Raw genomic sequence first — 23,087 nt, forward strand, 5'->3', positions numbered from 1 at the left:
CCACGAGACGTCAATACTAGGTAATAAGCGGAATTTCGTGTAAAATCAGTTCAATTTTTATTCCGAGAGAATCCATTATGAGTAAACAAAAATTAAGTGTGGTGATTCTGGCGGCAGGCAAAGGCACCAGAATGTATTCCGATTTACCGAAAGTGTTGCATAAAATTGCCGGTAAGCCGATGGTTAAACATGTGATTGATACCGTGAAACAGCTGGGGGCGGAGAATATCCACCTGATTTACGGGCACGGCGGTGAAGTGATGCGCCGGCGCTTGCAAGGCGAGCCGGTTAATTGGGTGTTGCAGGCGGAGCAGTTAGGCACGGGGCATGCTATGCAGCAAGCCGCACCGCACTTTGCCGATGATGAAAATATTTTGATGTTATATGGCGACGGGCCGTTAATTACCCCCGAAACACTGGAAAAACTGATTGCCGCCAAACCACAGAACGGCATTGCGTTGTTGACGGTTAAACTCGACGATCCGACCGGTTATGGGCGGATTATCCGTCAAGACGGCAATGTGGTGGCGATTGTGGAACAAAAAGACGCCAATCAGGAACAGCTGAATATTCAAGAAGTGAATACCGGCGTGATGGTGGCGAGCGGGGCGAGTTTTAAAAACTGGCTTTCCCGTTTGAACAATAACAATGCGCAGGGCGAGTATTACATTACCGATGTGATTGCGTTTGCCAATCAGGACGGTTGTCGGGTGTGTGCTGTGCCGGCGGCGGACAGAATGGAAGTAGAAGGGGCGAACAACCGCCTGCAAATGGCGCAATTAGAGCGTTACTACCAGCAGCAGCAAGCGAAAAAAATTCTGCTGGCCGGCGTAATGCTGGTTGATCCCGCACGCTTTGATTTGCGTGGCGAGTTGAGCCACGGCAAAGATGTCGAAATTGATGTCAACGTAATTATCGAAGGGCAGGTGGCGTTGGGCGATCGGGTACGTATCGGCGCAGGTTGTGTGTTGAAAAACTGCCGTATTGCCGCCGATGTGGAAATCAAGCCGTATTCGGTGATTGAAGAGGCGGTGATCGGTGAAAGTGCGGTGATCGGGCCGTTTTCGCGCTTGCGTCCGGGGGCGGCGCTGGCGGCGCAAACCCATGTCGGCAACTTTGTCGAAATTAAAAAAGCGGTGATCGGTCAGGGATCTAAAGTCAATCATTTGACCTATGTCGGCGATGCGGAAATCGGCAGTAATTGTAATATCGGCGCCGGTGTCATCACCTGCAATTATGACGGCGCCAATAAATTTAAAACCGTTATCGGCGATAATGTGTTTATCGGCTCCGACAGTCAGCTGGTAGCGCCGGTCACGATTGCCGACGGGGCGACTATCGGCGCGGGCAGTACCATTACCAAAGATGTCGGCGACAACGAACTGGTAATCACCCGTGTTGCACAACGTCATATCGCCGACTGGCAACGTCCGCTCAAGAAAAAATAACCGCACTTTGTGTTCTACATCAGCGGCGGTTGTTGCCGCTGATGTAGAAATATTCCGCATAATCACGTTAAAACTGTGATCTGTCTTGGAATTTCATGCATAAAACCGCACTTTGCCTTGCATTTTTTCATGGAGTGACGTTATCATTCCGTCACATCGAAATGATAATTGTCTTCCAATCCACGCCAGCATAATGGAATAAAATTGATGAAAACACGACTAAAAACCGTCTTGCGAGCGTGTTTTACTTTCTCTTTTTTGACGGTGGCGATGGCTGCGCAGGCAGGTTCTTATCCGGATTTACCGCAGCCGATTAAATTTGGCAGCGGCGCCCTGATCGGCAATACGGTTTATGTCGGGTTGGGCAGTGCGGGCAATCGATTTTATGCGTTGGATCTCAGCCGTCAACAATCGCAATGGCAGCCGATTGCCGAGTTTCCCGGCGGCGAGCGTCAGTATGCGGTTGCGGCGGCGCTGAACGGCAAATTGTATATTTTCGGCGGACTGCAACAAGGTGAAAACGGTTTGCAGGTGGTGAACGATGCTTACCGCTACGATCCACGGCAAAACAACTGGGCAAAGTTGGATACCGGTGCGCCGCGCGGCATTGTCGGGGCGGGAAGTGCGGTTTATCAGGAGAAAATTTATCTGCTCGGCGGCAATAATCCTGAGATTTTAGGGGCGTATTTACACGATTACGCCGCCGCTGATCACACGGAAAAAGAGGCGGTGCAGCAAGCCTATTTCGAACAGCGGCCGCAGGATTATTTTTTTACCGCCGAATTGCTGAGTTACCAACCGTCGGATAATCGTTGGCGCAATGAAGGCAGTCTGCCGTTCAGCGCCAGAACTTGCGCCGCCGTTGTCGGGCAGGGGGAGACGGTGCTGGTGGTCAGCGGTGCGGTCAAACCCGGCTTGAATACGGCAAACACCCAACAGGGGCTGATCGGCAAGCAACGCACGGAATGGAAAAAATTATCGGATTTGCCTGCGGTTGTCGGAAAGACTGCGGAAGGTTTGAGCGGTGCGGCGGCAGGCTACAGTAACGGACACTATTTGATTGCCGGAGGCAGTAATTTTCCGGGGGCGCAGCAACAATTCCGGCAGGGCAAATTGTTTGCCCATCAAGGCTTAAGCCGAGCGTGGCATAACGATATTTATACCCTGAAAAACGGTCGCTGGAAAAGAATCGGTGAGCTGACCAACGGTGTCAGCCATGCGGTTACGGTGTCTTATGATAACAATGTTTTATTAATCGGTGGCGAAAGTCATGGCGGTAAAGCGCTAAGTGCGGTGCAAGTGTTGCGCTATGACGGCAACGGATTGATTATCGAATAACAAACTTTCCTCTATTTAGTTTGTGTTTACCCCTTGGCCGTGAGGCTAAGGGGATTTTTTTGTTTTCTGCAATACGAAAGTGCGGTATCAGGCAAGCCTGAGCGTAGATTGAGGCGTTAACGCCAGTGTTTCAGTTTGGAGGTTTTACCAATGCCGGGATTGAAGCTGTTGGTCGGATCCAGATCGCGATAAAATGCCTTCAATGTCGGTTTGGCATGATATAAATGGCCCACGTTATGCTCCGCCGGATATTGTGCGCCGCGCTGTTCCAATAATTCCAACATCTCTTCTTCCAGCGCCGTCGGGTCGGTTCCTTTTTTGGCGATATAATCCTGATGGAAAACATGGCACATAAAATGGCCGTAGTACAGTTTGTGGATAAACTGCCGATCGAGTGCCGGCGGTAAGGTTTCAAACCATTGCGGATCATTGCGGCGCAATGCCACATCGAGGGCGACAATATCTTCTACCGTTTTATGGTTAATGATCCGATAGCGGACGGCGGCGCCGGCAACGGCAAAGCGATGGAGCATCGCCGCCTGTGATTCCTGCGGATTACATTCGAAAAAATCCCCTTGATGGCGGGCAAAATAATCCTGCAAAAAAGCACGGGCTTCTTCAATGCCGCTATTGGCCATTTTCAAGATTAGATGGTGTTCGTATCGGTCACGATATTGCCGCATTTTTTTCGGCAAATGCTGCGGCAGCAGCCGACTGAACAGCTGCATACTTTTGTCCGAAATATGTTTCGGCAGAAACGGCAGTTTGTTGCAGATACGATCAATTTTGTTCTTGAGTGCGAACAGTTTCGGCAGATTATTGGTGCCTAAGGTTTTAATCGCCCAAAAGGTGTCTTTGCCGTATACGGCGGCGACATCAAACGCTTCACGGTGAATATATTCGCCGGAGACCGGCAGTGATTGAAAGCGGCTCAGGATATGGCGGCGAATCGCATTGAGTTCTTCGGTGTGATTGGTGCCGATATAAAATACCCGACTGTTTTTTTCCAACGGGAAGGTGTCCAACCGCACGGCAAACACCATTAATTTGCCGGCACAGCCGGAGGCTTCGTATAACCGACGGGGATCGGCATTAAAACGAGCCGGCGTATCGGCATCAACTTGGCGGACGTGATCACAATAGCCGTGATCATGCCCCTGCCCCGAACCGCACTTGATATCCGCTTCTCGATAACGTTTTTGTTGCAGACGGGACAGCATTTCTTCCGGCTCGTTGCCCAAATCGATCCCTAAATGGTTGATTAAATGCAGTTCACCGTTTTGATCAAGCTGTGCAAACAGTGCCATTTCGGTATACGCCGGACCGCGTTGTACCAGTGCGCCGCCTGAATTGTTGCATATTCCGCCGAGTACCGATGCGCCGAGGCAGGAGGAGCCGATAACGGAGTGGGCTTCACGTCCGTGCTTCAGCAAGACTTCTTCCAGCTTGAACAGCGTACTGCCGGGCAGACAGATCACTTGTTCGGCACGGTTAATAATTTGAATTTGGTCTATCCGCAAGGTGTTGACGATCACCAGATCGCGATCATAGTCGTTCCCGTCAGGGGTCGAGCCGCCGGTCAGACCGGTGTTGGCGGCTTGCGTGATCACGATCACGTCCGCCTTGACGCAAGCCTGTAAAATCCGCCATTGTTCGATTAGCGAGGCAGGCAGGGCGACCGCCAAGGCGTTACCGCTGCCGAAACGGAAACCTTGTCGGTAAGGCAAAGTGCGGTTCGGCTCGGTCAGCAGATGCTTTTCGCCGACAATGTTCTTCAGTTGTTGAATCAGGGCTTGCTGTTTTTGATTATAGGATGCCATACGCGATCTTTTTGGTTGCCGTTCAGTGTCCTCAGTCTATACCGATTATCGGCACGGAAACAAGCCTTGTCTCAATTTAATTGTGCCGATTTCGCTTGCTGTGCGAGGCAGGCCTCTTGTTCGACCCTATCGAGCGGATCGCCGCCGGAGGCGGCAACGACCGCACCGATAGCACCTTCGACCAGCGGTGCCGCACTGATTTTTACATTGGGCGCTATTTCGGGATCGAGCAAATCCAAGGCGCTTCGGGCGCTGAGAATGGCACTGCCCAAATCAACAAGCACGAGTACACCGTCGGGCGTATAGACCGATTCGATCGCTTGCAGAATGCTTATTGCATCGGTGCCGATAGGGTTTGCCGGGTCGTCAATACCGGCGGCAACGGCGATTTTGCAGTTGTCGGCGCACATTTGCCGCATTAATTCGAGTAAGCCGGCGGCCAGTGTTGCACTGTGGGAAACCAAAACCAAATTAACCATTATACCTCCCGCACCGCAGCGGACAGCGCTTGCAGCAAATATAACACTGAGGTTGCGCCGGGGTCTTGATGGCCGATGCTGCGCTCGTTCAAATAACTGGCACGCCCTTTTCTGGCTTTCATCGGAATGGTGGCGGCAAGGGCGCTTTCGGCGGTTTCGACCGCACTTTGCAATGCCTGCGGCAAAGTGGCTTTTTGTCGTTCACTGTCGGTGAGTGATGTCAGTACCGGCAGCCATACGTCACACAGGGTTTTATCGCCGGCTTCTGCCCGTCCGCGGGCAACAATGCCGTCTACACCGTCTTGCAGCATCTGCTGAAACAGCGTTAAATCCAGTGTTTCCTGTCCGGCAGTACGTTGTGCGGCTTTGATAAAAAACGTGCCGAACAGCGGCCCGCTTGCACCGCCGACACTGGACAGCAATGTCATACCGGTGCTTTTCAAGATGGCGGCAATATCTTGATCGGCAACGGTCGGCAGTTTTTCAAGCACTTTGCTGAAACCGCGCTGCATATTTAAGCCGTGATCGGCATCACCGATAGCCGTATCCAGTTCCGTCAGATAATCGCGTTGCCGTTCAAACACGGCGGCGCTGTTTTGTAGCCATTGTATAATGTGCCGTTTGGTTAAGTTCATGTTATCTCCTCGATTTTTAACGGTATTGCGCATTATGCTTTCCAACGCAAACCGGCAGTATTGACCGGCGCATCCCATAGTGAGAGTATGTCGTCATCGACTTTCAGTAAGGTAATCGATACGCCTTGCATGTCGAGGGAGGTGCAGAAAGCGCCGACCAGATTGCGTTCAATACTCAGCCCGAACTGTGAGCAGCAGCTGGTTAAACGATGGTACACGCCGTACAATTCCGACAACGGTACGCCGCCGAGATTGTTGACCAGTGCAATCACCCGATCACCGCGTTGTAAGGCGGATTTGGCTTCGTACATTTCTTGCCAGACCGCACTTTGGTTGTCCCAGCGGCGGATCGGGCGTTCAAAACCGCCGTTTTCAATCAGCGTGGCAAACATTTGATCAACGGTTTGATCCAAATTGACAAACGGGCGGCGTTCAATGCCGGGTTCACCGTGAATGCCGACCCCGAACTCCATCTCGTTTTCCGCCAGTGTGAAGGACGGTTTACCGGCGGCAGGTACGGTGCAGGCGGCTAGCGCCACGCCGATGGAATGGCCGGCGTTGTTCAGTCTGGCGCCTAATTCCGCCAGTTGTGCCAGTGAATCACCGCGCTCGGCGGCGGCACCCAGAATTTTTTCAAGCAGAACGGTGTTGGCGACTCCGCGTCTGCCGGCGGTGTAGAGACTGTCTTTTACCGCCACATCGTCATCGATCAGAACGGTAGCGACCGGCGTACCGCCGTCATGCAGAATTTCAACCGCCGTTTCAAAATTCAGTACATCGCCGGTATAGTTCTTAATCAGCAACAGTACGCCTCGACCGCTGTCGACCGCACTTGCACACGCCACCATCTGATCCGGTGTCGGCGAGGTGAAAATTTCACCGGGGCAGGCGCCGTCAAGCATACCTGCTCCGACAAAACCGGCGTGCATCGGCTCGTGTCCGCTGCCGCCGCCGGAAATAATGGCGACTTTACCGTCGACAGGGCTGTCGGCTCGGCAGACATACAGCGGTTCCGCATTAAGTTTTAAGTTCGGATTGGAAAGAATTAAGCCGGAAATTTGTTCTTTTAATACATTTTCGAGGTTATTTATCCATTTTTTCATCATCACTCCTTGCGTTATCGAAAATAAATAGGTGGTTAATGTATGTAATTATGCGGACAAAGTCTGTAATCCCGCTCACAAATTGGAAAAATAATCAGGTAAAAATTATTTTATAAACTGAAAAAAATGTTTGAAGCGGCTATAAAATGTGGTATTTATGTAAGACAGATAAAATTTAACCCGGCTTGGTTCGATATGATTGCAAACATAACGGTTGTCCGTTCTATTATTAGTATTATTCTCGGTGCGGTGATTATTATCACCGACGGCGAGCGGTGATAATTTGCAACAGAATCAAGCTGTAAATCAGACAAACCCTCGCCCCAAGCGGGGGTTTTTTGTTATGACAACGTTAGGCAGGCAAGTGCGGTTTACGAGGAAAACATGAACGGAGCAAGATTAGTTACCGAAAGTTTGAAAGCACATCAGGTCGATGTGATTTTTGGCTACCCCGGCGGGGCGATTATGCCGGTGTATGATGCGATTTATGATTCGGGTCTGGATCATCTGCTCTGTCGTAATGAACAAGGCGCAGCGATTGCCGCCATCGGTTACGCCCGTTCCAGCGGCAAAGTCGGGGTGTGTATCGCCACTTCGGGGCCGGGGGCGACTAATCTGATTACCGGTTTGGCGGATGCACTGCTGGATTCCGTGCCGATTGTGGCGATTACCGGACAGGTTGCCTCGCCTTTTATCGGCACCGACGCTTTTCAGGAAATTGATGTGCTGGGCTTGTCGCTGGCGTGTACCAAACAAAGCTTTATCGTGCAGAATATCGAGGAGTTGCCGCTGATTCTGGCGCAGGCGTTCAAGTGCGCACGAAGCGGCCGTCCGGGGCCGGTGTTGGTCGACATTCCGAAAGATGTGCAGTTTGCCCCGACAACGGCGCAGCCGATCGTCTTGCCGCCGGACAATGCCCCGGCGCAACAGGGCGACAATCTGCAACAAGCCAAGGTATTGTTGCAACAAGCCAAACGTCCGGTGTTGTATGTCGGCGGCGGTGTCGGCATGGCAAGTGGGGTGCCGGCATTACGCCGTTTTTTGCAAACGACAGCTATGCCGTCGGTTTCTACCATTAAGGGGTTGGGCGCAATTGACGCAGAACAGCCGTATTATATGGGTATGGTCGGTATGCACGGCACCAAAGCCGCCAATTATGCGGTGCAGGAAAGCGATTTGCTATTGGTTTTCGGCGCCCGTTTTGATGATCGGGTGACGGGCAAGCTGGAGAGTTTTGCGCCGTATGCGAAAGTGATTCACGCCGATATCGATATTGCCGAAATCAATAAATTGCGCAAGGCCGATGTGGTGCTGCGCGGTGATCTGTCGCAGGCCTTTGACGAACTGGCGATACCTTTGGCGATCACCGACTGGCAGCAGGATATTCAACGCTTGAAACAGGATTTCCCGTTTATTTATCCGGGCAATGAACATCAGCAGAATATTCATCCGTGGACATTATTGAAAACCTTGTCGGCGCTCAAACCGCAAAGTGCGGTCGTCACCACTGACGTCGGGCAGCACCAAATGTGGTCGGCGCAACATATGGCGCATAACCTGCCTGAAAATTATATTACCTCGGCCGGACTGGGTACGATGGGATTCGGTTTGCCGGCGGCGGTGGGCGCACAAAAAGCCCGTCCCGAAGATTGCGTTATTTTGGTCACCGGCGACGGCTCGTTTATGATGAATGTGCAGGAACTCGGTTCAATCAAGCGCGGCAAACTGCCGATTAAGATTTTGTTGTTGGATAATCAGCGGCTGGGTATGGTGCGCCAGTGGCAGTCTCTGTTTTTCCACGGGCGCCACAGTGAAACCATTTTGGACGATAATCCGGATTTTGTCGCATTGGCGGCGGCATTCGGCATTGCCGGCGAGCGGATCGAACACGGTTCGCAGGTGCAAGACGCTTTGCAACGGCTGATTGACAGTGAGGGCGCTTATCTGCTGCATGTTTGCATTGATGAAGATGAAAACGTTTGGCCGTTGGTGCCGCCGGGGGCGAGTAATGAAACCATGTTGGAAGATATTGGCGTTTAAGTGTGGTTTGGCGAATAACATATAGAGATAACAAGATGAAAGAATATCAATTAATCCTGCAAGCGCAATGGCGCCCGGAAGTATTGGAGCGCATTTTGCGTGTTGTGCGCCATCGTGGATTTTGTGTCATACAATTGGCAATGGATTCAAGTGAGAATCAGATTGAACTGAATTTCAACGTGACGGGGGAGCGCCCGATTGCAACATTGGTAAATCAGCTGAGCAAGCTGTTTGATGTCAGATACGTGGCGGTTAAATAAGCGGAAGTGAAACAAAAGTGCGGTTAAACCGCATATTATGTGAGTGATTGTTTAAACAGAGGAAAAGATTATGCCTAAATTGCGTTCGGCGACCAGTACCCAAGGTCGTAATATGGCGGGGGCGAGAGCATTGTGGCGCGCGACCGGAGTGAAAGATCAGGATTTCGGTAAGCCGATTATTGCGGTGGTAAACTCCTTTACCCAATTTGTCCCGGGGCATGTCCATTTGCGCAATATGGGCAAATTGGTGGCGGATCAAATCGAAGCTAACGGCGGCATTGCCAAGGAGTTCAACACAATTGCGGTGGACGACGGCATTGCGATGGGACACGGCGGTATGCTGTATTCGCTGCCGTCACGCGAGCTGATCGCCGATTCGGTAGAGTATATGGTCAATGCCCATTGCGCCGATGCGATGGTGTGTATTTCCAATTGTGACAAAATCACGCCGGGTATGTTGATGGCGGCGCTACGCTTGAATATTCCGGTGATTTTCGTATCCGGCGGGCCGATGGAAGCCGGCAAAACCAAATTATCCGATCAATTGATTAAGCTGGATTTGGTCGACGCGATGATTCAAAGTGCGGATCCGAATGTCAGTGATGCCGACAGCGAAGCCATCGAGCGTTCGGCGTGTCCGACCTGCGGATCCTGTTCCGGCATGTTCACCGCCAACTCGATGAACTGCCTGACCGAAGCGTTAGGCTTGAGCTTGCCGGGCAACGGCTCTTGTCTGGCGACCCATGCCGACCGTAAACAGTTGTTTTTGCAAGCGGGAACCCAAATTTTAGAACTGTGCAACCGTTACTACCAACACGATGACGACAGTGTTCTGCCGCGTTCGATCGCCACCAAAGCGGCGTTTGACAATGCGATGAGTCTCGATATTGCGATGGGCGGCTCGACTAATACGGTGTTACATTTACTGGCGGCGGCGCAAGAAGCGGAAGTCGATTTTAGTATGGATGATATTGACCGCCTGTCGAGAATCGTACCTTGTTTGAGCAAAGTGGCACCGAATACCAATAAATACCATATGGAAGATGTTCACCGTGCCGGCGGTGTGATGGGCATTCTGGGTGAATTGGATCGCGCCGGTCTGTTGAACAATCAAACCCGTACCGTCTTGGGTTACAGCATGTCGGAGCAACTCGATCGTTACGACATTATGCGGACCGATGATGAGCAAGTGCGGTCGTTTTTCCGTGCCGGTCCGGCGGGTATCCGCACCACCGAAGCGTTTTCACAATCCTGTCGTTGGGATTCGCTAGACGATGACCGCACTTCGGGTTGTATCCGCAATAAAGAAAATGCTTATAGCCAAGACGGCGGTTTGGCAATGTTGTCCGGTAATTTGGCGGAAAACGGTTGTATCGTTAAAACCGCCGGTGTCGATGAAAGTATCTTAACGTTCACCGGCAAAGCGATTGTATTTGAGAGTCAGGATGATGCGGTGGCCGCTATCCTCGGCGGTAAAGTCCAAGCGGGTCATGTTGTGGTAATTCGTTATGAAGGCCCGAAAGGCGGGCCGGGAATGCAGGAAATGCTGTATCCGACCAGTTATTTGAAATCGATGGGCTTGGGCAAAGCCTGTGCATTGTTAACGGACGGTCGCTTTTCCGGCGGTACCTCGGGATTGTCGATAGGTCATTGCTCACCTGAGGCGGCGGCCGGCGGAATGATTGGTTTGGTTAAAGACAACGATATTATTGAAATTGACATTCCGAACCGTTCGATCCAATTAGTTGTTGATGATGCGGAGCTGGCGAACCGCCGCCGCGAGCAAGAGGCAAACGGCTGGAAGCCGAGAAATCGTCAACGTCAGGTTTCATTGGCGTTGAAAGCCTATGCCATGTTGGCAACCAGCGCCGATAAAGGTGCGGTGCGCGATCGCAGCAAGTTGCAGGACTGATGCCATGACGATTTCCGTACAACCGAGCGGTAGCGAATATCTCAGAGCGGTGTTGACCTCCAATATCTACGATGTAGTTGAGGTGACGCCGCTGCAAAAAATGGAAAAACTGTCCGAGCGTTTTGATAACCAAATTTATATCAAACGGGAGGACAGGCAGCCGGTCAACAGTTTTAAAATTCGTGGTGCCTATGCCATGATCACCGGCCTGAGCGAGCCGCAAAAAGCCGCCGGGGTGATTGCCGCTTCGGCAGGCAATCATGCGCAAGGCGTGGCGTTATCGGCAAGAAAACTGGGATTGAAGGCGCTGATTGTGATGCCGCAAAATACCCCGTCGATCAAAGTGGAAGCCGTACGCGGTTTCGGCGGTGAAGTGCTGTTGCACGGCGCCAATTTTGATGATGCGAAAGCCAAAGCGATTGAATTGTCGCAAAGCAAGCATATGACGTTTATTCCGCCGTTCGATCATCCGGCGGTGATTGCAGGGCAGGGTTCGTTGGCAATGGAGCTGCTTCAGCAGTCACAACACATCGATCGTATTTTCGTGCCGGTCGGCGGCGGCGGTCTGGCGGCTGGCGTGGCGGTGTTAATCAAGCAATTGATGCCGGAAGTGAAAGTCATCGGCGTCGAATCGAAAGATTCCGCCTGTCTGAGAGCGGCGTTGGATGCCGGTGAGCCGGTGGATCTGGAACGGGTCGGGTTGTTTGCCGACGGCGTGGCGGTAAAACGAATCGGCGATGAAACTTTCCGTGTTTGCCGACAGTATTTAGATGATGTGATTACCGTGGATAGCGACGAAATCTGTGCCGCAGTGAAGGATATTTTTGAGAACGTGCGCGCCATTTCCGAGCCGTCGGGGGCATTGTCGCTGGCGGGGTTGAAAAAATACGTCAAACAGCACAATATTCAAGGCGAAACCTTGGTTAATATTTTGTCCGGCGCCAACTTGAATTTCCACAGTTTACGCTATGTTTCAGAACGCTGTGAAATCGGTGAAAAACACGAAGCGCTGCTGGCGGTGACCATTCCGGAACAAAAAGGCAGTTTTCTCAAATTCTGTCATTTATTGGGCGATCGTGCCGTTACCGAATTTAATTACCGCTATGCCGACAAGCAACAAGCCTGTGTTTTCGTCGGTGTTCGGGTCAGTGGCGGCGAAGCGGAAAAACAGGAGATTATCGCCCAGTTACAGCGAGCCGGTTATGATGTGAAAGATTTGTCCGATGACGATGTGGCGAAAACCCATATCCGTTACATGATCGGTGGGCGCAGTGCCGGCGCACAGCGGGAAAAATTGTATACTTTTGTGTTTCCTGAACAGAAGGGCGCACTGGTGAAATTTTTGCAGACATTGGGTACGCAATGGAATATATCCCTGTTTCATTATCGTAACCACGGCGCGGATTACGGCGATATTCTTTGTGCCTTCCAGCTTAGTGAAACCACCGAACAGGTGTTTCAGCACCATCTGCAAGCGCTGGGCTATGCCTATCAGGATGTTACCGATTTACTCTCTTACCAGTATTTTTTGAAGTAACGGGTTAAATCCATAAAACCGGTTGGGCGAAATCTCAGCCGGTTTTTTTATGGGCGTTTTCTTTGATTTTTATTTCTTTTGGTAATTAAATTTGATTTATTTATTCCAATTAATTATTATAAGTGCGGTTTTTATTTTGAATATTGACTCAATGATAATGATTAAGGAGCTAACGGTTTGTTTTCGTTATTAAAAAATAAGACGACATTCAGTATGCCGGTATTTGTGCCGAGTTTTCTGTTTGTGGTTGCGCTGGCGGTTTTTTGTATCTTTTTTCCGCAGATCATGCAGCAAAATCTGGATTCCGCCAAAAATTTTGCATTCAGCCATTTCAGCTGGTTCTATATTCTGTCGGTCAGCTTTTTTATTCTGTTTTTATTGTTGCTGGCAATGAGCCGTTTGGGTGATATTCGCTTAGGCAGTGACGAAGAAGAAGCGGAATATCCGTTTTTTTCGTGGGTGGCGATGTTGTTTGCCGCCGGCATGGGGGTCGGTTTGATGTATTTCGGTGTGGCGGAACCGTTAATGCACTCGGTTGCGCCGATTACCGAGGGCAATCCGCAAAAAGATGCGATGTTGTATACCTTCTACCATTGGGGGATTCACCCGTGGGCGATTTACGGCACGATTGCGCTGGCATTGGCATATTTCGGTTTCCGTTACCGTATGCCGTTGTCGATCCGTTCGGCGTTTTATCCGTTGTTGCGCGATAAAATCCACGGCATATACGGCCATATTATTGATGCGTTGGCGTTGGTGGCGACCCTGTTCGGGATTATCACGACACTGGGCTACGGCGCTTCGCAGCTGAATGCCGGTTTGCTGGCGATGGGGATTGTAGAAAACAATAATCTCGCCACCAATTCGGTGGTGATTTTGGTCGTGGTCGGCATTGCGGTGTTGTCGGCGATTTCCGGCGTGGGCAAAGGCGTGCGTCGCTTGAGTGAGATTAATTTGGGATTAGCATTGATTTTCATGCTGTTTATCCTGTTCAGCGGCTCAACCCTTTTTCTATTGTCAGTGTTTTCGGAAAATATAGGTTATTATTTAAGCAATTTGATTGAGATCAGTTTCCGCACGTTCAGTTATGCGCCGGAACATGCCGGCTGGTTTAGTGGTTGGACGGTGTTGTACTGGGCTTGGTGGTTTTCTTGGGCGCCGTTTGTCGGCTTGTTTATTGCCCGCATTTCACGCGGCAGAACCATTCGTGAATTTATTCTCGGTGTTTTGATTATTCCGTCCACGTTCAATTTGTTATGGTTTACGGTTTTTGGTGATAGCGCCATCATGCAGGATTTGGCGTCAGACGGCGCCTTGAGCGCGCTGACCGCTGCACCGGAAACCTTATTGTTCGCTTTTTTACAATATTTTCCGCTGCCGACAGTGAGCGGATTATTGGCATTATTGATTTTATCGCTGTTTTTTATTACCTCGGCGGATTCAGGGATTTTTGTGTTGAATAATATTGCCTCCAACGGCAAGACGACAGAGATGCCGCGCTGGCAGAGTGTGTTGTGGGGCGTCATCATGATTGTGCTGTCGATTGCGCTGCTCAATTCGGGCGGTTTGGGGGCGGTGCAGGCCATGACGCTGATTGTGGCGCTGCCGTTTGCGTTGATTACGGTGCTGTTGTGTTTCAGTTTATTGCAAGGTTTGAGGGCGGATAAAAGTTATTTCAACACCGGTTTGAACCAGTCGACGGTTTTCTGGAGCGGTGAAAAGTGGAAAAAACGATTGGGACAGATTCTAAAACAGACACAAGAAGAGGATATTCAGCAATTTATGAATGCGGTGGTCAAACCGGCGTTTTATCAGTTGCGTAATGAATTGGTCGATAAGCACAAGTTACAAGTGCGGTTGAACGAAAGCCAAGCGCCGCAACGCAGCATTGAATTGGTGATTCAGAAAGGCGCAATGCGGGATTTTGTTTACGGCGTTGCGATTCAGCGTAAGGATACCGCACTTTCGATGTTGGAAGACGAAAGCCTGCCGAGCGTGAAACATGAGCAAGTGTTTGAGCCGATTACTTATTTCGGCGACGGGCGAATCGGCTATGATGTACAGTATATGTCGGTAGACGAACTGATTGCCGATGTGCTGAAGCAGTATCAGCGTTATCTGGTGTTGTTGAACAGCGAAGCCAATGAACTGATGGTGCAGGCGCCGTTGGATCCGTCTTAAACGGCAAGTGCGGTCAGAAGATGTGCGGCAGGTTATCCTGCCGCTTTTTTATGCTTATTTGACGGCAAACGTATAGGTGCTGTACATTTTTTTCTTCTGGCAGACTTTTTGATCAGGGAAATCCGCTTCGTGGCTGGTTTTCAATTTCCACGTGCCGGCGACCAGCGGAATCAGGTTCATCATGCCTTTTTTGTCGGTTTTACCGGAGAACGCCTGCGGTTCACGGTGATCCATCACCGCATCCCAATCCAGTTTGGTCAGCGTATCGGTGGTACCGATCACGGTCGCGCCTTTCAGCGGTTCGCCGTTGTACAAGACTTGTACCGGCACGACTTGCATCGGCTTGATTTGCGTCGGATCAACCAACGGCACGATTTCTAATTCCAGCCCGACCGGTTTTTGTGCGAATTCCGTCACGTTTGCCTTGCCCAGCTTGAAGTAAGTAGACGCATACATACTGGATTGTTCGCAATAGTGCGCATCAGGCACTTCGTTCATATTTTGCATTTTCCAACCCTCTTCGTTTTTTGACCAGAATGTCGGGTTATAGGTGCCGGTGATTTTATATTCGCCGGCGCCCAATGCCTGCGGGCTGACATATTGATAATTTTCGCCCTGTTGTTTTAATGTTTCGCTTTTTTCAGGGGTGACGAGTTGTAGCGGGTTTAAAATATGCAGACGTTTTTCCGCAATTTTTTCACCTAACGGGAAGTTATCGCCATAACCGAGAACCGCTTTCAGCGGCTTACCCGCTTCGGCATCTTGGGCGTAGGTCCATAAATCGTGAGCCTGGGTTAATGAGCTGGCGGATAAGGCACAAAGTGCGGTTAATACAGCTTTTTTCATTGTCATAGCCTCTTTTAAAATAAATAAGGAAGTTGTTGATTCTCATTCAATTTGGTGTAAATGAGAATTGATTGCGATACTAGCACAGTTTCATGACAAAACAATGCCCGTTTTGTAAAGATGTGTCATTGATCTGAAATTGCTTTGATATGAAAAATATAGCCCCGCTCAACGGCGCTTTCTTTGGCTCGAGTGCGGAAGAGGTTGCCGGTGAAGCGCATAACGGCAAATGGGGAGTGGTGTTCGCCGCCGGAAAACAATAATAGATCTCATTTTAAAATAACATATAATGAAGGCTGTCTAAGGTTAGGTAGCCTTTTTTCTTGAGAACAATAATGAAAAAACAAAACATATTTCTGCTTTCAACCCTGGTATTACCGTTATTCGGCTTTCCGGCATTTGCTAAAACCGTGACCGCAGAAGAAGCGCGGATCGATCTGCCCGATGAAAAACTTCAAGTGGCAAAACCGACATTGCCGCCAGCCGAACAGGTGCGGTCTCAGGCCGAAAGCAATGGGCAATCGATTTCGATGACCAAAGAACAATTGGCACAATATCCCGAACTGATCACCCGTGCGCTGATTCCGGCACTAATGCAAAATAATGCCGAAGGCGTACAGTTGTTGTTGCCGCTGTATGAACAACAAAAGGCGCAGGATCCGAATTTACTGATCTGGGCGAAAGCAATAGCGGCGCGCGAACAGGGCGATTATCGGCGTTCAATTATATTATACCGTCAACTGTTTTCAGAAAATTCCGACTTTGTTCCGGTGCGCTACCAACTGGCGCAGGTGCTGTTTTTGAATAACGACAATGAAGCGGCGCAAGATCAGTTTGAAAAATTGCGCAGCGAACCGTTGTCGCCGCAATTTTTGGCGCATATCAATCAATATCTGACCGCACTTGGCAAACGTGACGCGTGGACGTTTCAGGGCGGTTTGAGTTATCTGAACGAGCGTAATGTCAATAATGCGGCGAAAGCCGGCACGAAATTAGGCGAATGGAAGGCTTGGGAGGCTGAGGCGGCGGAAGGTATCGGCTATAATCTGAGTGCGGATAAAAAATGGTCGTTGCAACACGGTTTGTTTGCCAAACTTAGTTTGGCGGGTTATGGGCGTTATTATTGGGACAATAAAAAATACAATGAATTCAATGCACGAATCAGTGCCGGCTTGGGCTATCAGACGGCGCAAAGTGAAATCAGTCTGATGCCGTTTAGCGAACGCCGTTGGTACGGCGGCGGTTCGTCGGGCAGCGATTCGTTAAAACGCTTTTCGCAAAATTCCGGTTTGCGTTTGGACCTCTCGCATTGGCTGACGCCGCGTTGGCAGATTTCGACCGCACTTGAGTATGGCGAGCAACGTTATGTCAGCCGTAAGCATTTGAACGGCAATAATTATTTATGGTCGAATACGCTATTATATATGCCGAACAGCAATCAATATTGGTTTGTCGGTGGGGATTACAGCCGTGATAATGCACGGGATAAAAGTGATGCTTACAGTCGAGTCGGGGCGCGAATCGGCTGGGGACAGGAGTGGTCGTGGGGTATTTCCAGCCGGATTTCGTTGAACTATGCGCTGCGGCGTTATCAGCACGAAGCGCCCATTTTCAAGATATTGCAGAAAAACAAAGAGTACGGCGTACAGCTCAGCTTATGGCATCGGGACTGGCATATTTGGGGCATCACCCCTCGAATTACATGGAATTACACCAAAGTCGACAGTAACAATCCGCTTTATTCTTATGATAAAAATCGGATTTATCTGGAAGTGAGTAAACGGTTTTAGCCCTTAAAAGCATTTGCGGTTTTTTCGCCTCGCATCTGTATTTTTAGGCACAAAAAACCCGATAAAGGAATGGTCGGCAAACCCAAGTGCGCTTCGGGTAAGCCGAACGGCTATTTTTGTTTTTAATAAGCGGCTTGAGTGCTAGAATAGCCGCAATTTTTTGAAATCGAATCACAGGAAACATCATGCGGACATCACATTATTTATTATCTACCCTCAAGGAAACCCCAAACAATGCCGAAGTGGTCAGTCATCAGTTAATGCTGCGCGCGGGCATGATTCGCCCGCTGGCGTCGGGGCTGTATATCTGGACGCCGACCGGGCTGAAAGTGTTGCGTAAAGTCGAACAAATCGTGCGTGAGGAAATGGACAAGAGCGGTGCGCTGGAAGTGTCGATGCCGGTGGTACAGCCGGGTGATTTGTGGATTGAATCCGAGCGTTGGGAGCAATACGGCCCTGAGTTATTGCGCTTTACCGATCGCGGCGCGCGTCCTTTTGTTTTGGGGCCGACCCATGAAGAGGTAATCACCGATCTGGCACGCCGTGAACTGACCTCTTACAAACAGTTGCCGATCAATCTATACCAGATTCAAACCAAATTCCGTGATGAAGTGCGCCCCCGTTTCGGTGTGATGCGCGCACGCGAATTTTTGATGAAAGATGCTTATTCGTTCCACATTACGCAGGAAAGCCTGCAACAGACTTATGATCTGATGTACCGCACTTACAGTAATATCTTCACCCGTCTGGGGTTGGATTTCCGTGCGGTGCAGGCGGACACCGGTTCCATCGGCGGCAGTGCATCGCACGAGTTTCAGGTTTTGGCGGCCAGCGGCGAGGACGATATTGTTTTTTCAACCGACTCCGATTATGCCGCCAACATCGAACTGGCGGAAGCATTGGCTCCGGGCGAACGGGCGCCGGCCGGTGAGGAATTGCGTTTGGTCGATACTCCGAACTGTAAAACGATTGCGGCATTGGTAGAACAATTCGGCTTACCGATTGAGAAAACGGTGAAAACTCTGATGGTTCATGCCAGCGAAGAGAGCGGCCATAAATTGATTGCGTTAATGGTACGTGGTGATCACGAGCTGAATGAAGTTAAGGCGGAGAAATTAACCGAAGTGGCAAGTCCGCTGACTTTTGCGACCGAGGACGAAATTCGTGCCGTGATTGGCGCAGGCCCGGGATCGCTCGGTCCGATTAATTTGCCGATTCCGTTGGTTATCGATCGCACTGTTGCCAAGATGAGCGATTTTGGCGCCGGAGCGAATATTGACGATAAACACTATTTCGGTATTAATTGGGAGCGTGATCTGCCGTTGGCAACCGTTGCCGATCTGCGCAATGTGGTCGAAGGGGATCCGAGCCCGTGCGGAAAAGGGACATTACAGATCAAACGCGGTATTGAAGTCGGGCATATTTTCCAACTGGGCGATAAATATTCAAACGCGATGAACGCTACCGTGCAGGGAGAAGACGGCCGCCCGCAAGTGATGACGATGGGGTGCTACGGTATCGGGGTCAGCCGTGTGGTGGCAGCCGCCATCGAACAGAATCACGATGAGCGCGGGATTATCTGGCCGCCGCAAATCGCACCGTTCCAAGTGGCGATTGTGCCGATGAACATGCATAAATCACAAGTCGTACAACAGTATGCCGAGCAACTGTACCGCACTTTGCAACAACAAGGTGTGGACGTGATTTTTGATGATCGTAAAGAGCGTCCGGGCGTGATGTTTGCCGATATGGAGCTGATCGGCGTGCCGCATATGCTGGTGATCGGCGAGAAAAATCTGGCAAACGGTGAAGTTGAATATAAAAACCGTGCGACGGGCGAAAAGCAGATGATTGAAACGGCGCAGCTGTTGTCCTTTCTGCAACAACTTTAATCAATCAATTCAATCAGTAATACACGGAGCCGAGATATCGGCTCTTTTTTCGTCTGTTTGTGGTTGTAAATTAACCGATTTGATTATTGTGTTCTCGCCGATTTGCTCTATCATGATATCGGATTTTTCGTCTGTTTATTTCGTTTTGAATCAGAGGCTATGAGGTGATGAAAAGATTTTTGATCTTACTGCTGTGGGTTGTCGGGGTAGGAACCGCACAAGCCGAAACACTGGTGATCGGCAAGCGGCACGCCCCGTTAAGTTGGGATCCGATTGACAGTTATAATTTGTTCTGGGGGGCAATCGCCTCGAATATGTTTGACGGTTTAGTGCTGCGGACTGAAACGTTTGAGCTGGTGCCGGGGTTGGCGGAAAAATGGCAAATGTCGGACGACGGCCTGCACTTCCGTTTTGAACTGCGCCGTAATGTGCTGTTTCATAACGGAGAGCGGTTTGATGCTGAGGCGGTCAAGTTTACGTTTGATCGCCTGCTTGCCGAAGACAACGGGTTACAGCGCGCTTTATACGATTCAATCAAACAAATCAAGATAATCGATGACTACACGGTTGATTTCGTGTTGAAACGTTACGATCCCTCTTTTTTAACCAAATTATCCGGCTATGGCGGCATGATTGTACCGCCCGACTATATCAAAAAATATGGCGAACGCCATTTCGACATCTATCCGGTCGGTACCGGGCCGTTTAAATTTGTCGAATCGAAAGAAGATGATTTTTTGCTGTTAAAAGCCAACCCCGATTACTTTGCCGGCGTTGCCAAGACCGATTCGCTGTTGTTTCGTTTTATCGCCGATGAAGAGCAGCGGGTTCAGGCTTTTCTGGCGGGGGAGCTGGATATTCTGCACGATGTCCCGTTTGCCGCAATTTTACGCATTCAAAATGCAAACGGAATGGATATCGTTGCCGTGCCGGGTTTCAATGTGCAAACCCTACAGTTTAATCTTGATAAAAAAATCATGCAGGATATTCGGGTTCGGCAAGCATTGAATATGGCTATCGATAAACAAGCGTTGATCAATATTTTGCTGAAAGGCCATGGCAGAACGGTGGCGGGGCTACAAACGGAAATAATGTTCGGTTATGCGCCGACATTGGCGGTTTACCCTTACGATGTGGCACAGGCGAAAAAACTGTTACAGCAAGCCGGCGTTAAAGCCGGAGAGACGATTAATATTAATTATCGAGTCAGCAATCACAATATCTATGAAATGGCGCGCGCCGTCGGCGTGTTTTTGAAAGCGCTGGATTTGAACGTCAAGCTGGTGCCGGTGATTGAACAGCTTCATTTACGCAACGGGTTTGTGCCGACTGAACAGAGCGATGAGATTTTCCAATTCGGCTGGAACGGTTGGACGATGGATTACGGCGATAGCGCTTATTTGCTGTATCACAGCAGTCAATCGTGGAATCCGCAGATCCATTCCGCTAAGCTGGATACCCTGCTCGACAGACAGCGCAATCTGAAAGACAAAACCGAACGGGAGCGATTACTGCAAGAGATTGCCGCTTTTCTCCATCAACAGGCTTATTATATTCCGCTGTTTAATGAAGACAGCATTTATGCGGTTTCCGACAACGTGAAAAATTTTATTCCGGCGCCGGATCGGCGAATGCGCTATTTTGAGACCGAAATCCGGCGTTAGATGACGATTCACCTCGAAAATCACAGCAAATCCTTTATAATGACCGCACTTTAATGCTATCGAAAAGAGGTGTGTCGGAGTGTCGTGGGCGCAGTTGTTGTTTTCATTTAACGGACGTTTAAACCGAAAAGGGTTTTGGCAAGGTTTTGCAATCTGCTTTATCGTTTTGCTGTTACTGGCAAATTTACTGCCGCTGCAACAGTGGTTTCAGCAAACCGCAACCGCACTTTTAGCATCAGCCCTGCTGCTGCTGGTCGGGTTTTGCCTGTTGAGCGTGATTGTGAAACGGCTGCACGATCGAGGGCGTTCCGCAATGGCGGTATCGATGTTGATTTTGCCGATATTGTGTTATTTTGCCGCCAACTATAGTGAGGGCATGATGGCTTGGGCGTTAGGCAGCTTTTTGCCGTTGTTTTTCGCCGTCTTGCTGTTGCTTGATTGGGGCGTGTTTCGCGGTGAGGACGGCGTTAATCGTTATGGTGCATACGGGCTTGCGTTGAAATTTGATCTTCCCGCTTTAAGCAAAAAAGGATAACAGCATGATACGCAAGCTGTTTGTGGGTACCGTTTTGGCGCTTGCCTTGTCGGCGTGCAGCCATTCAGACCGCACTTTACCGTTTTTTACCCCGGACGGTGAACAACAGCAGATGACATTTTCTGCTTCTGACGACGGAACCCAAGCATGGGTGACGATTGCACCGATTCATTCCACACAAGCGCAGGCATCAGACCGCACTTTGCTGCTGCAAACGCTGAACGGTCGCAAGATTATGTTACGCTTGAACGGGCAAAACCAAGCGCTGGATCGCGATGTGCCGCATAATATTCGCCAATTGGAATTTTACGAACTAGGACAAGGCGGTTTTGTCGATGCTTACCGAATTGAGCGTGACGATTTATGTCGCCGTTTTGCACGAAACGACCTGTTGAATGTGCGGCACGCCGTTACCTTTTATCAGCAAAACGCACAAGGACAACCACACATGTTTGGTGTGATCTCCGAGTTTGATCTGAAAGACAAACAAAATCCGGCGCATGTGCGGGTCAGCCGCTCGATTCCGGACAGCAGACGCGATTATTCGGAATTATTACACGGCAGTGTGCGTAAACTTCATTCATTTTTAGACAATGTGATTTGTCACCAATATTAGAATCAACGGATTCTCTAAGGACATAATGTGCCGGAAATTAAACTGAATTATCACAAAACCCATTTTCTCACCAGTGCACCGGATATTCGCCATATGCCGCAAGACAGCGGCATTGAAATTGCGTTTGCCGGCCGTTCCAACGCCGGAAAATCAACCGCACTTAACAGCCTGACCAACCAGAAAAGTTTGGCGAGAACCTCAAAAACTCCCGGACGGACGCAGTTAATCAATCTGTTTGAAGTGGAGCCGCAGTGTAAAATCGTCGATTTGCCGGGCTACGGCTATGCCGCCGTACCGGAACAGATGAAAATCAAATGGCAACAGGCATTGGGCGAATACCTACAGAAACGCGAATGCCTTGGCGGCGTGGTGATTTTGATGGATATCCGTCATCCGTTAAAAGATTTGGATCAGCAAATGATCGAATGGGCGGTGTTGTCGCAACTGCCGGTATTACTGCTGTTGACCAAAGCCGACAAACTCAGCCAAAGCGGACGCAGTAAACAGGTGAAGCTGGTACGTGAAGCGATTTTACCGTTTCAAGGCGATATTCAGGTTGAAGTTTTTTCCTCCCTGAATAAAATCGGTATTGATAAACTCGCTGCCAAACTGGACAGTTGGTTCATGCCGAATTTTGCTGTAGCCGACCCCTCATAATTACGCCTTTTAATTCGAATAAGATAGATTAAGGTTGACACAGTACAATCTTAATCTACATCTTATTAAGAATCATTATTATTTCTTTTCAAAGATGCATTTTTAATGTTAGAATATTTGCAATTAATAGCTAAATCGTTTTAGTTAAAGTTTTTGGTATTTTATGTATCATTAATCATTGTTAGTTACTTCCTTGTCAGGCTTCTTTTTTTACTTATATCATCAGATGTCTTTTCTATAGATAAAACGGAAGATATGTGAGTGAGATTTTCAGTAAAATTCCCTTAAGGTCAAGAATTATCAATAGTTTTCGACTTCAATTAACCTTAATTTT

The 23,087-nt window shown here is 49.6% G+C and carries 18 protein-coding genes; 13 read left to right on the forward strand and 5 right to left on the reverse strand.

Annotated features, from left to right (window positions below):
- Positions 1-77: 77 nt before the first annotated feature.
- Together glmU and OA57_RS05415 are read left to right on the forward strand one after the other, a co-directional pair.
- Positions 78-1,448 (forward strand): bifunctional UDP-N-acetylglucosamine diphosphorylase/glucosamine-1-phosphate N-acetyltransferase GlmU, encoded by a 1,371-nt coding sequence (glmU, locus tag OA57_RS05410; protein WP_034614582.1) that lies wholly within the window; start codon positions 78-80, stop codon positions 1,446-1,448.
- A 207-nt stretch (positions 1,449-1,655) separates the two neighbouring features.
- The gene (locus OA57_RS05415; RefSeq protein ID WP_052122392.1) at positions 1,656-2,786 is read left to right on the forward strand and encodes an N-acetylneuraminate epimerase; all 1,131 of its coding nucleotides are present in this window, start codon (positions 1,656-1,658) and stop codon (positions 2,784-2,786) included.
- A gap of 116 nt (positions 2,787-2,902) precedes the next feature.
- Here OA57_RS05415 and dld read toward each other — a convergent pair whose 3' ends face one another.
- The 4 genes from dld to dhaK form a co-directional block, all read right to left on the reverse strand.
- Entirely contained in the window at positions 2,903-4,606 is a 1,704-nt protein-coding gene (gene dld / locus OA57_RS05420; RefSeq protein ID WP_052122393.1) for a D-lactate dehydrogenase, read from the reverse strand.
- A gap of 71 nt (positions 4,607-4,677) precedes the next feature.
- Positions 4,678-5,085, reverse strand: coding sequence for a dihydroxyacetone kinase phosphoryl donor subunit DhaM (gene dhaM / locus OA57_RS05425; RefSeq protein WP_034614585.1), 408 nt, complete (start codon positions 5,083-5,085; stop codon positions 4,678-4,680).
- Complete coding sequence (dhaL, locus tag OA57_RS05430) at positions 5,085-5,720, reverse strand: dihydroxyacetone kinase subunit DhaL (protein WP_034614588.1); 636 nt, start codon at positions 5,718-5,720, stop codon at positions 5,085-5,087. The genes dhaM and dhaL overlap by 1 nt, the downstream gene beginning before the upstream one ends.
- 32 nt (positions 5,721-5,752) lie before the next feature.
- Entirely contained in the window at positions 5,753-6,823 is a 1,071-nt protein-coding gene (dhaK, locus tag OA57_RS05435) for a dihydroxyacetone kinase subunit DhaK (RefSeq protein WP_034614590.1), read from the reverse strand.
- A 384-nt stretch (positions 6,824-7,207) separates the two neighbouring features.
- Here dhaK and ilvG point away from each other — a divergent pair, with 384 nt between their 5' ends.
- The 5 genes from ilvG (at position 7,208) to OA57_RS05460 (ending at position 14,753) form a co-directional block, all read left to right on the forward strand.
- Positions 7,208-8,863: an acetolactate synthase 2 catalytic subunit gene (ilvG, locus tag OA57_RS05440; protein WP_034614593.1), complete on the forward strand. Its 1,656-nt coding sequence runs from the start codon at positions 7,208-7,210 to the stop codon at positions 8,861-8,863.
- Positions 8,864-8,898: 35 nt separating this feature from the next.
- Positions 8,899-9,123 carry an acetolactate synthase 2 small subunit gene (ilvM, locus tag OA57_RS05445; protein ID WP_034614596.1) on the forward strand — a complete coding sequence of 75 codons (225 nt, stop codon included), beginning with the start codon at positions 8,899-8,901 and terminating at the stop codon, positions 9,121-9,123.
- Between the two features lie 70 nt (positions 9,124-9,193).
- Positions 9,194-11,035 carry a dihydroxy-acid dehydratase gene (gene ilvD, locus OA57_RS05450; protein ID WP_034614599.1) on the forward strand — a complete coding sequence of 614 codons (1,842 nt, stop codon included), beginning with the start codon at positions 9,194-9,196 and terminating at the stop codon, positions 11,033-11,035.
- 4 nt (positions 11,036-11,039) lie between these two features.
- On the forward strand, positions 11,040-12,572 hold the full coding sequence (gene ilvA, locus OA57_RS05455; protein ID WP_034614603.1) for a threonine ammonia-lyase, biosynthetic: 1,533 nt from the start codon (positions 11,040-11,042) through the stop codon (positions 12,570-12,572).
- 213 nt (positions 12,573-12,785) lie between these two features.
- Positions 12,786-14,753, forward strand: a complete 1,968-nt coding sequence (locus tag OA57_RS05460) for a BCCT family transporter (protein ID WP_052122394.1) — start codon at positions 12,786-12,788, stop codon at positions 14,751-14,753.
- 54 nt (positions 14,754-14,807) lie between these two features.
- On the opposite strand, the gene OA57_RS05465 is transcribed toward OA57_RS05460, so the two are convergent.
- On the reverse strand, positions 14,808-15,599 hold the full coding sequence (locus OA57_RS05465) for a DUF4198 domain-containing protein (protein ID WP_034614607.1): 792 nt from the start codon (positions 15,597-15,599) through the stop codon (positions 14,808-14,810).
- Positions 15,600-15,934: 335 nt separating this feature from the next.
- Here OA57_RS05465 and OA57_RS05470 point away from each other — a divergent pair, with 335 nt between their 5' ends.
- The 6 genes from OA57_RS05470 (at position 15,935) to yihA (ending at position 22,753) form a co-directional block, all read left to right on the forward strand.
- Positions 15,935-17,389: a surface lipoprotein assembly modifier gene (locus OA57_RS05470; protein WP_084589876.1), complete on the forward strand. Its 1,455-nt coding sequence runs from the start codon at positions 15,935-15,937 to the stop codon at positions 17,387-17,389.
- Between the two features lie 185 nt (positions 17,390-17,574).
- Positions 17,575-19,281, forward strand: coding sequence for a proline--tRNA ligase (gene proS / locus OA57_RS05475; RefSeq protein WP_034614609.1), 1,707 nt, complete (start codon positions 17,575-17,577; stop codon positions 19,279-19,281).
- Between the two features lie 167 nt (positions 19,282-19,448).
- Entirely contained in the window at positions 19,449-20,945 is a 1,497-nt protein-coding gene (locus OA57_RS05480; protein ID WP_034614612.1) for an ABC transporter substrate-binding protein, read from the forward strand.
- Positions 20,946-21,024: 79 nt separating this feature from the next.
- Positions 21,025-21,480: a DUF805 domain-containing protein gene (locus OA57_RS05485; RefSeq protein WP_034614615.1), complete on the forward strand. Its 456-nt coding sequence runs from the start codon at positions 21,025-21,027 to the stop codon at positions 21,478-21,480.
- A 4-nt stretch (positions 21,481-21,484) separates the two neighbouring features.
- On the forward strand, positions 21,485-22,096 hold the full coding sequence (locus tag OA57_RS05490) for a hypothetical protein (protein ID WP_034614619.1): 612 nt from the start codon (positions 21,485-21,487) through the stop codon (positions 22,094-22,096).
- 27 nt (positions 22,097-22,123) lie between these two features.
- Positions 22,124-22,753, forward strand: a complete 630-nt coding sequence (gene yihA, locus OA57_RS05495) for a ribosome biogenesis GTP-binding protein YihA/YsxC (RefSeq protein ID WP_034614622.1) — start codon at positions 22,124-22,126, stop codon at positions 22,751-22,753.
- Positions 22,754-23,087 lie beyond the last annotated feature (334 nt).

It is taken from the genome of Chelonobacter oris, assembly GCF_000772535.1.
Taxonomy (GTDB): Bacteria; Pseudomonadota; Gammaproteobacteria; order Enterobacterales; family Pasteurellaceae; genus Chelonobacter; species Chelonobacter oris.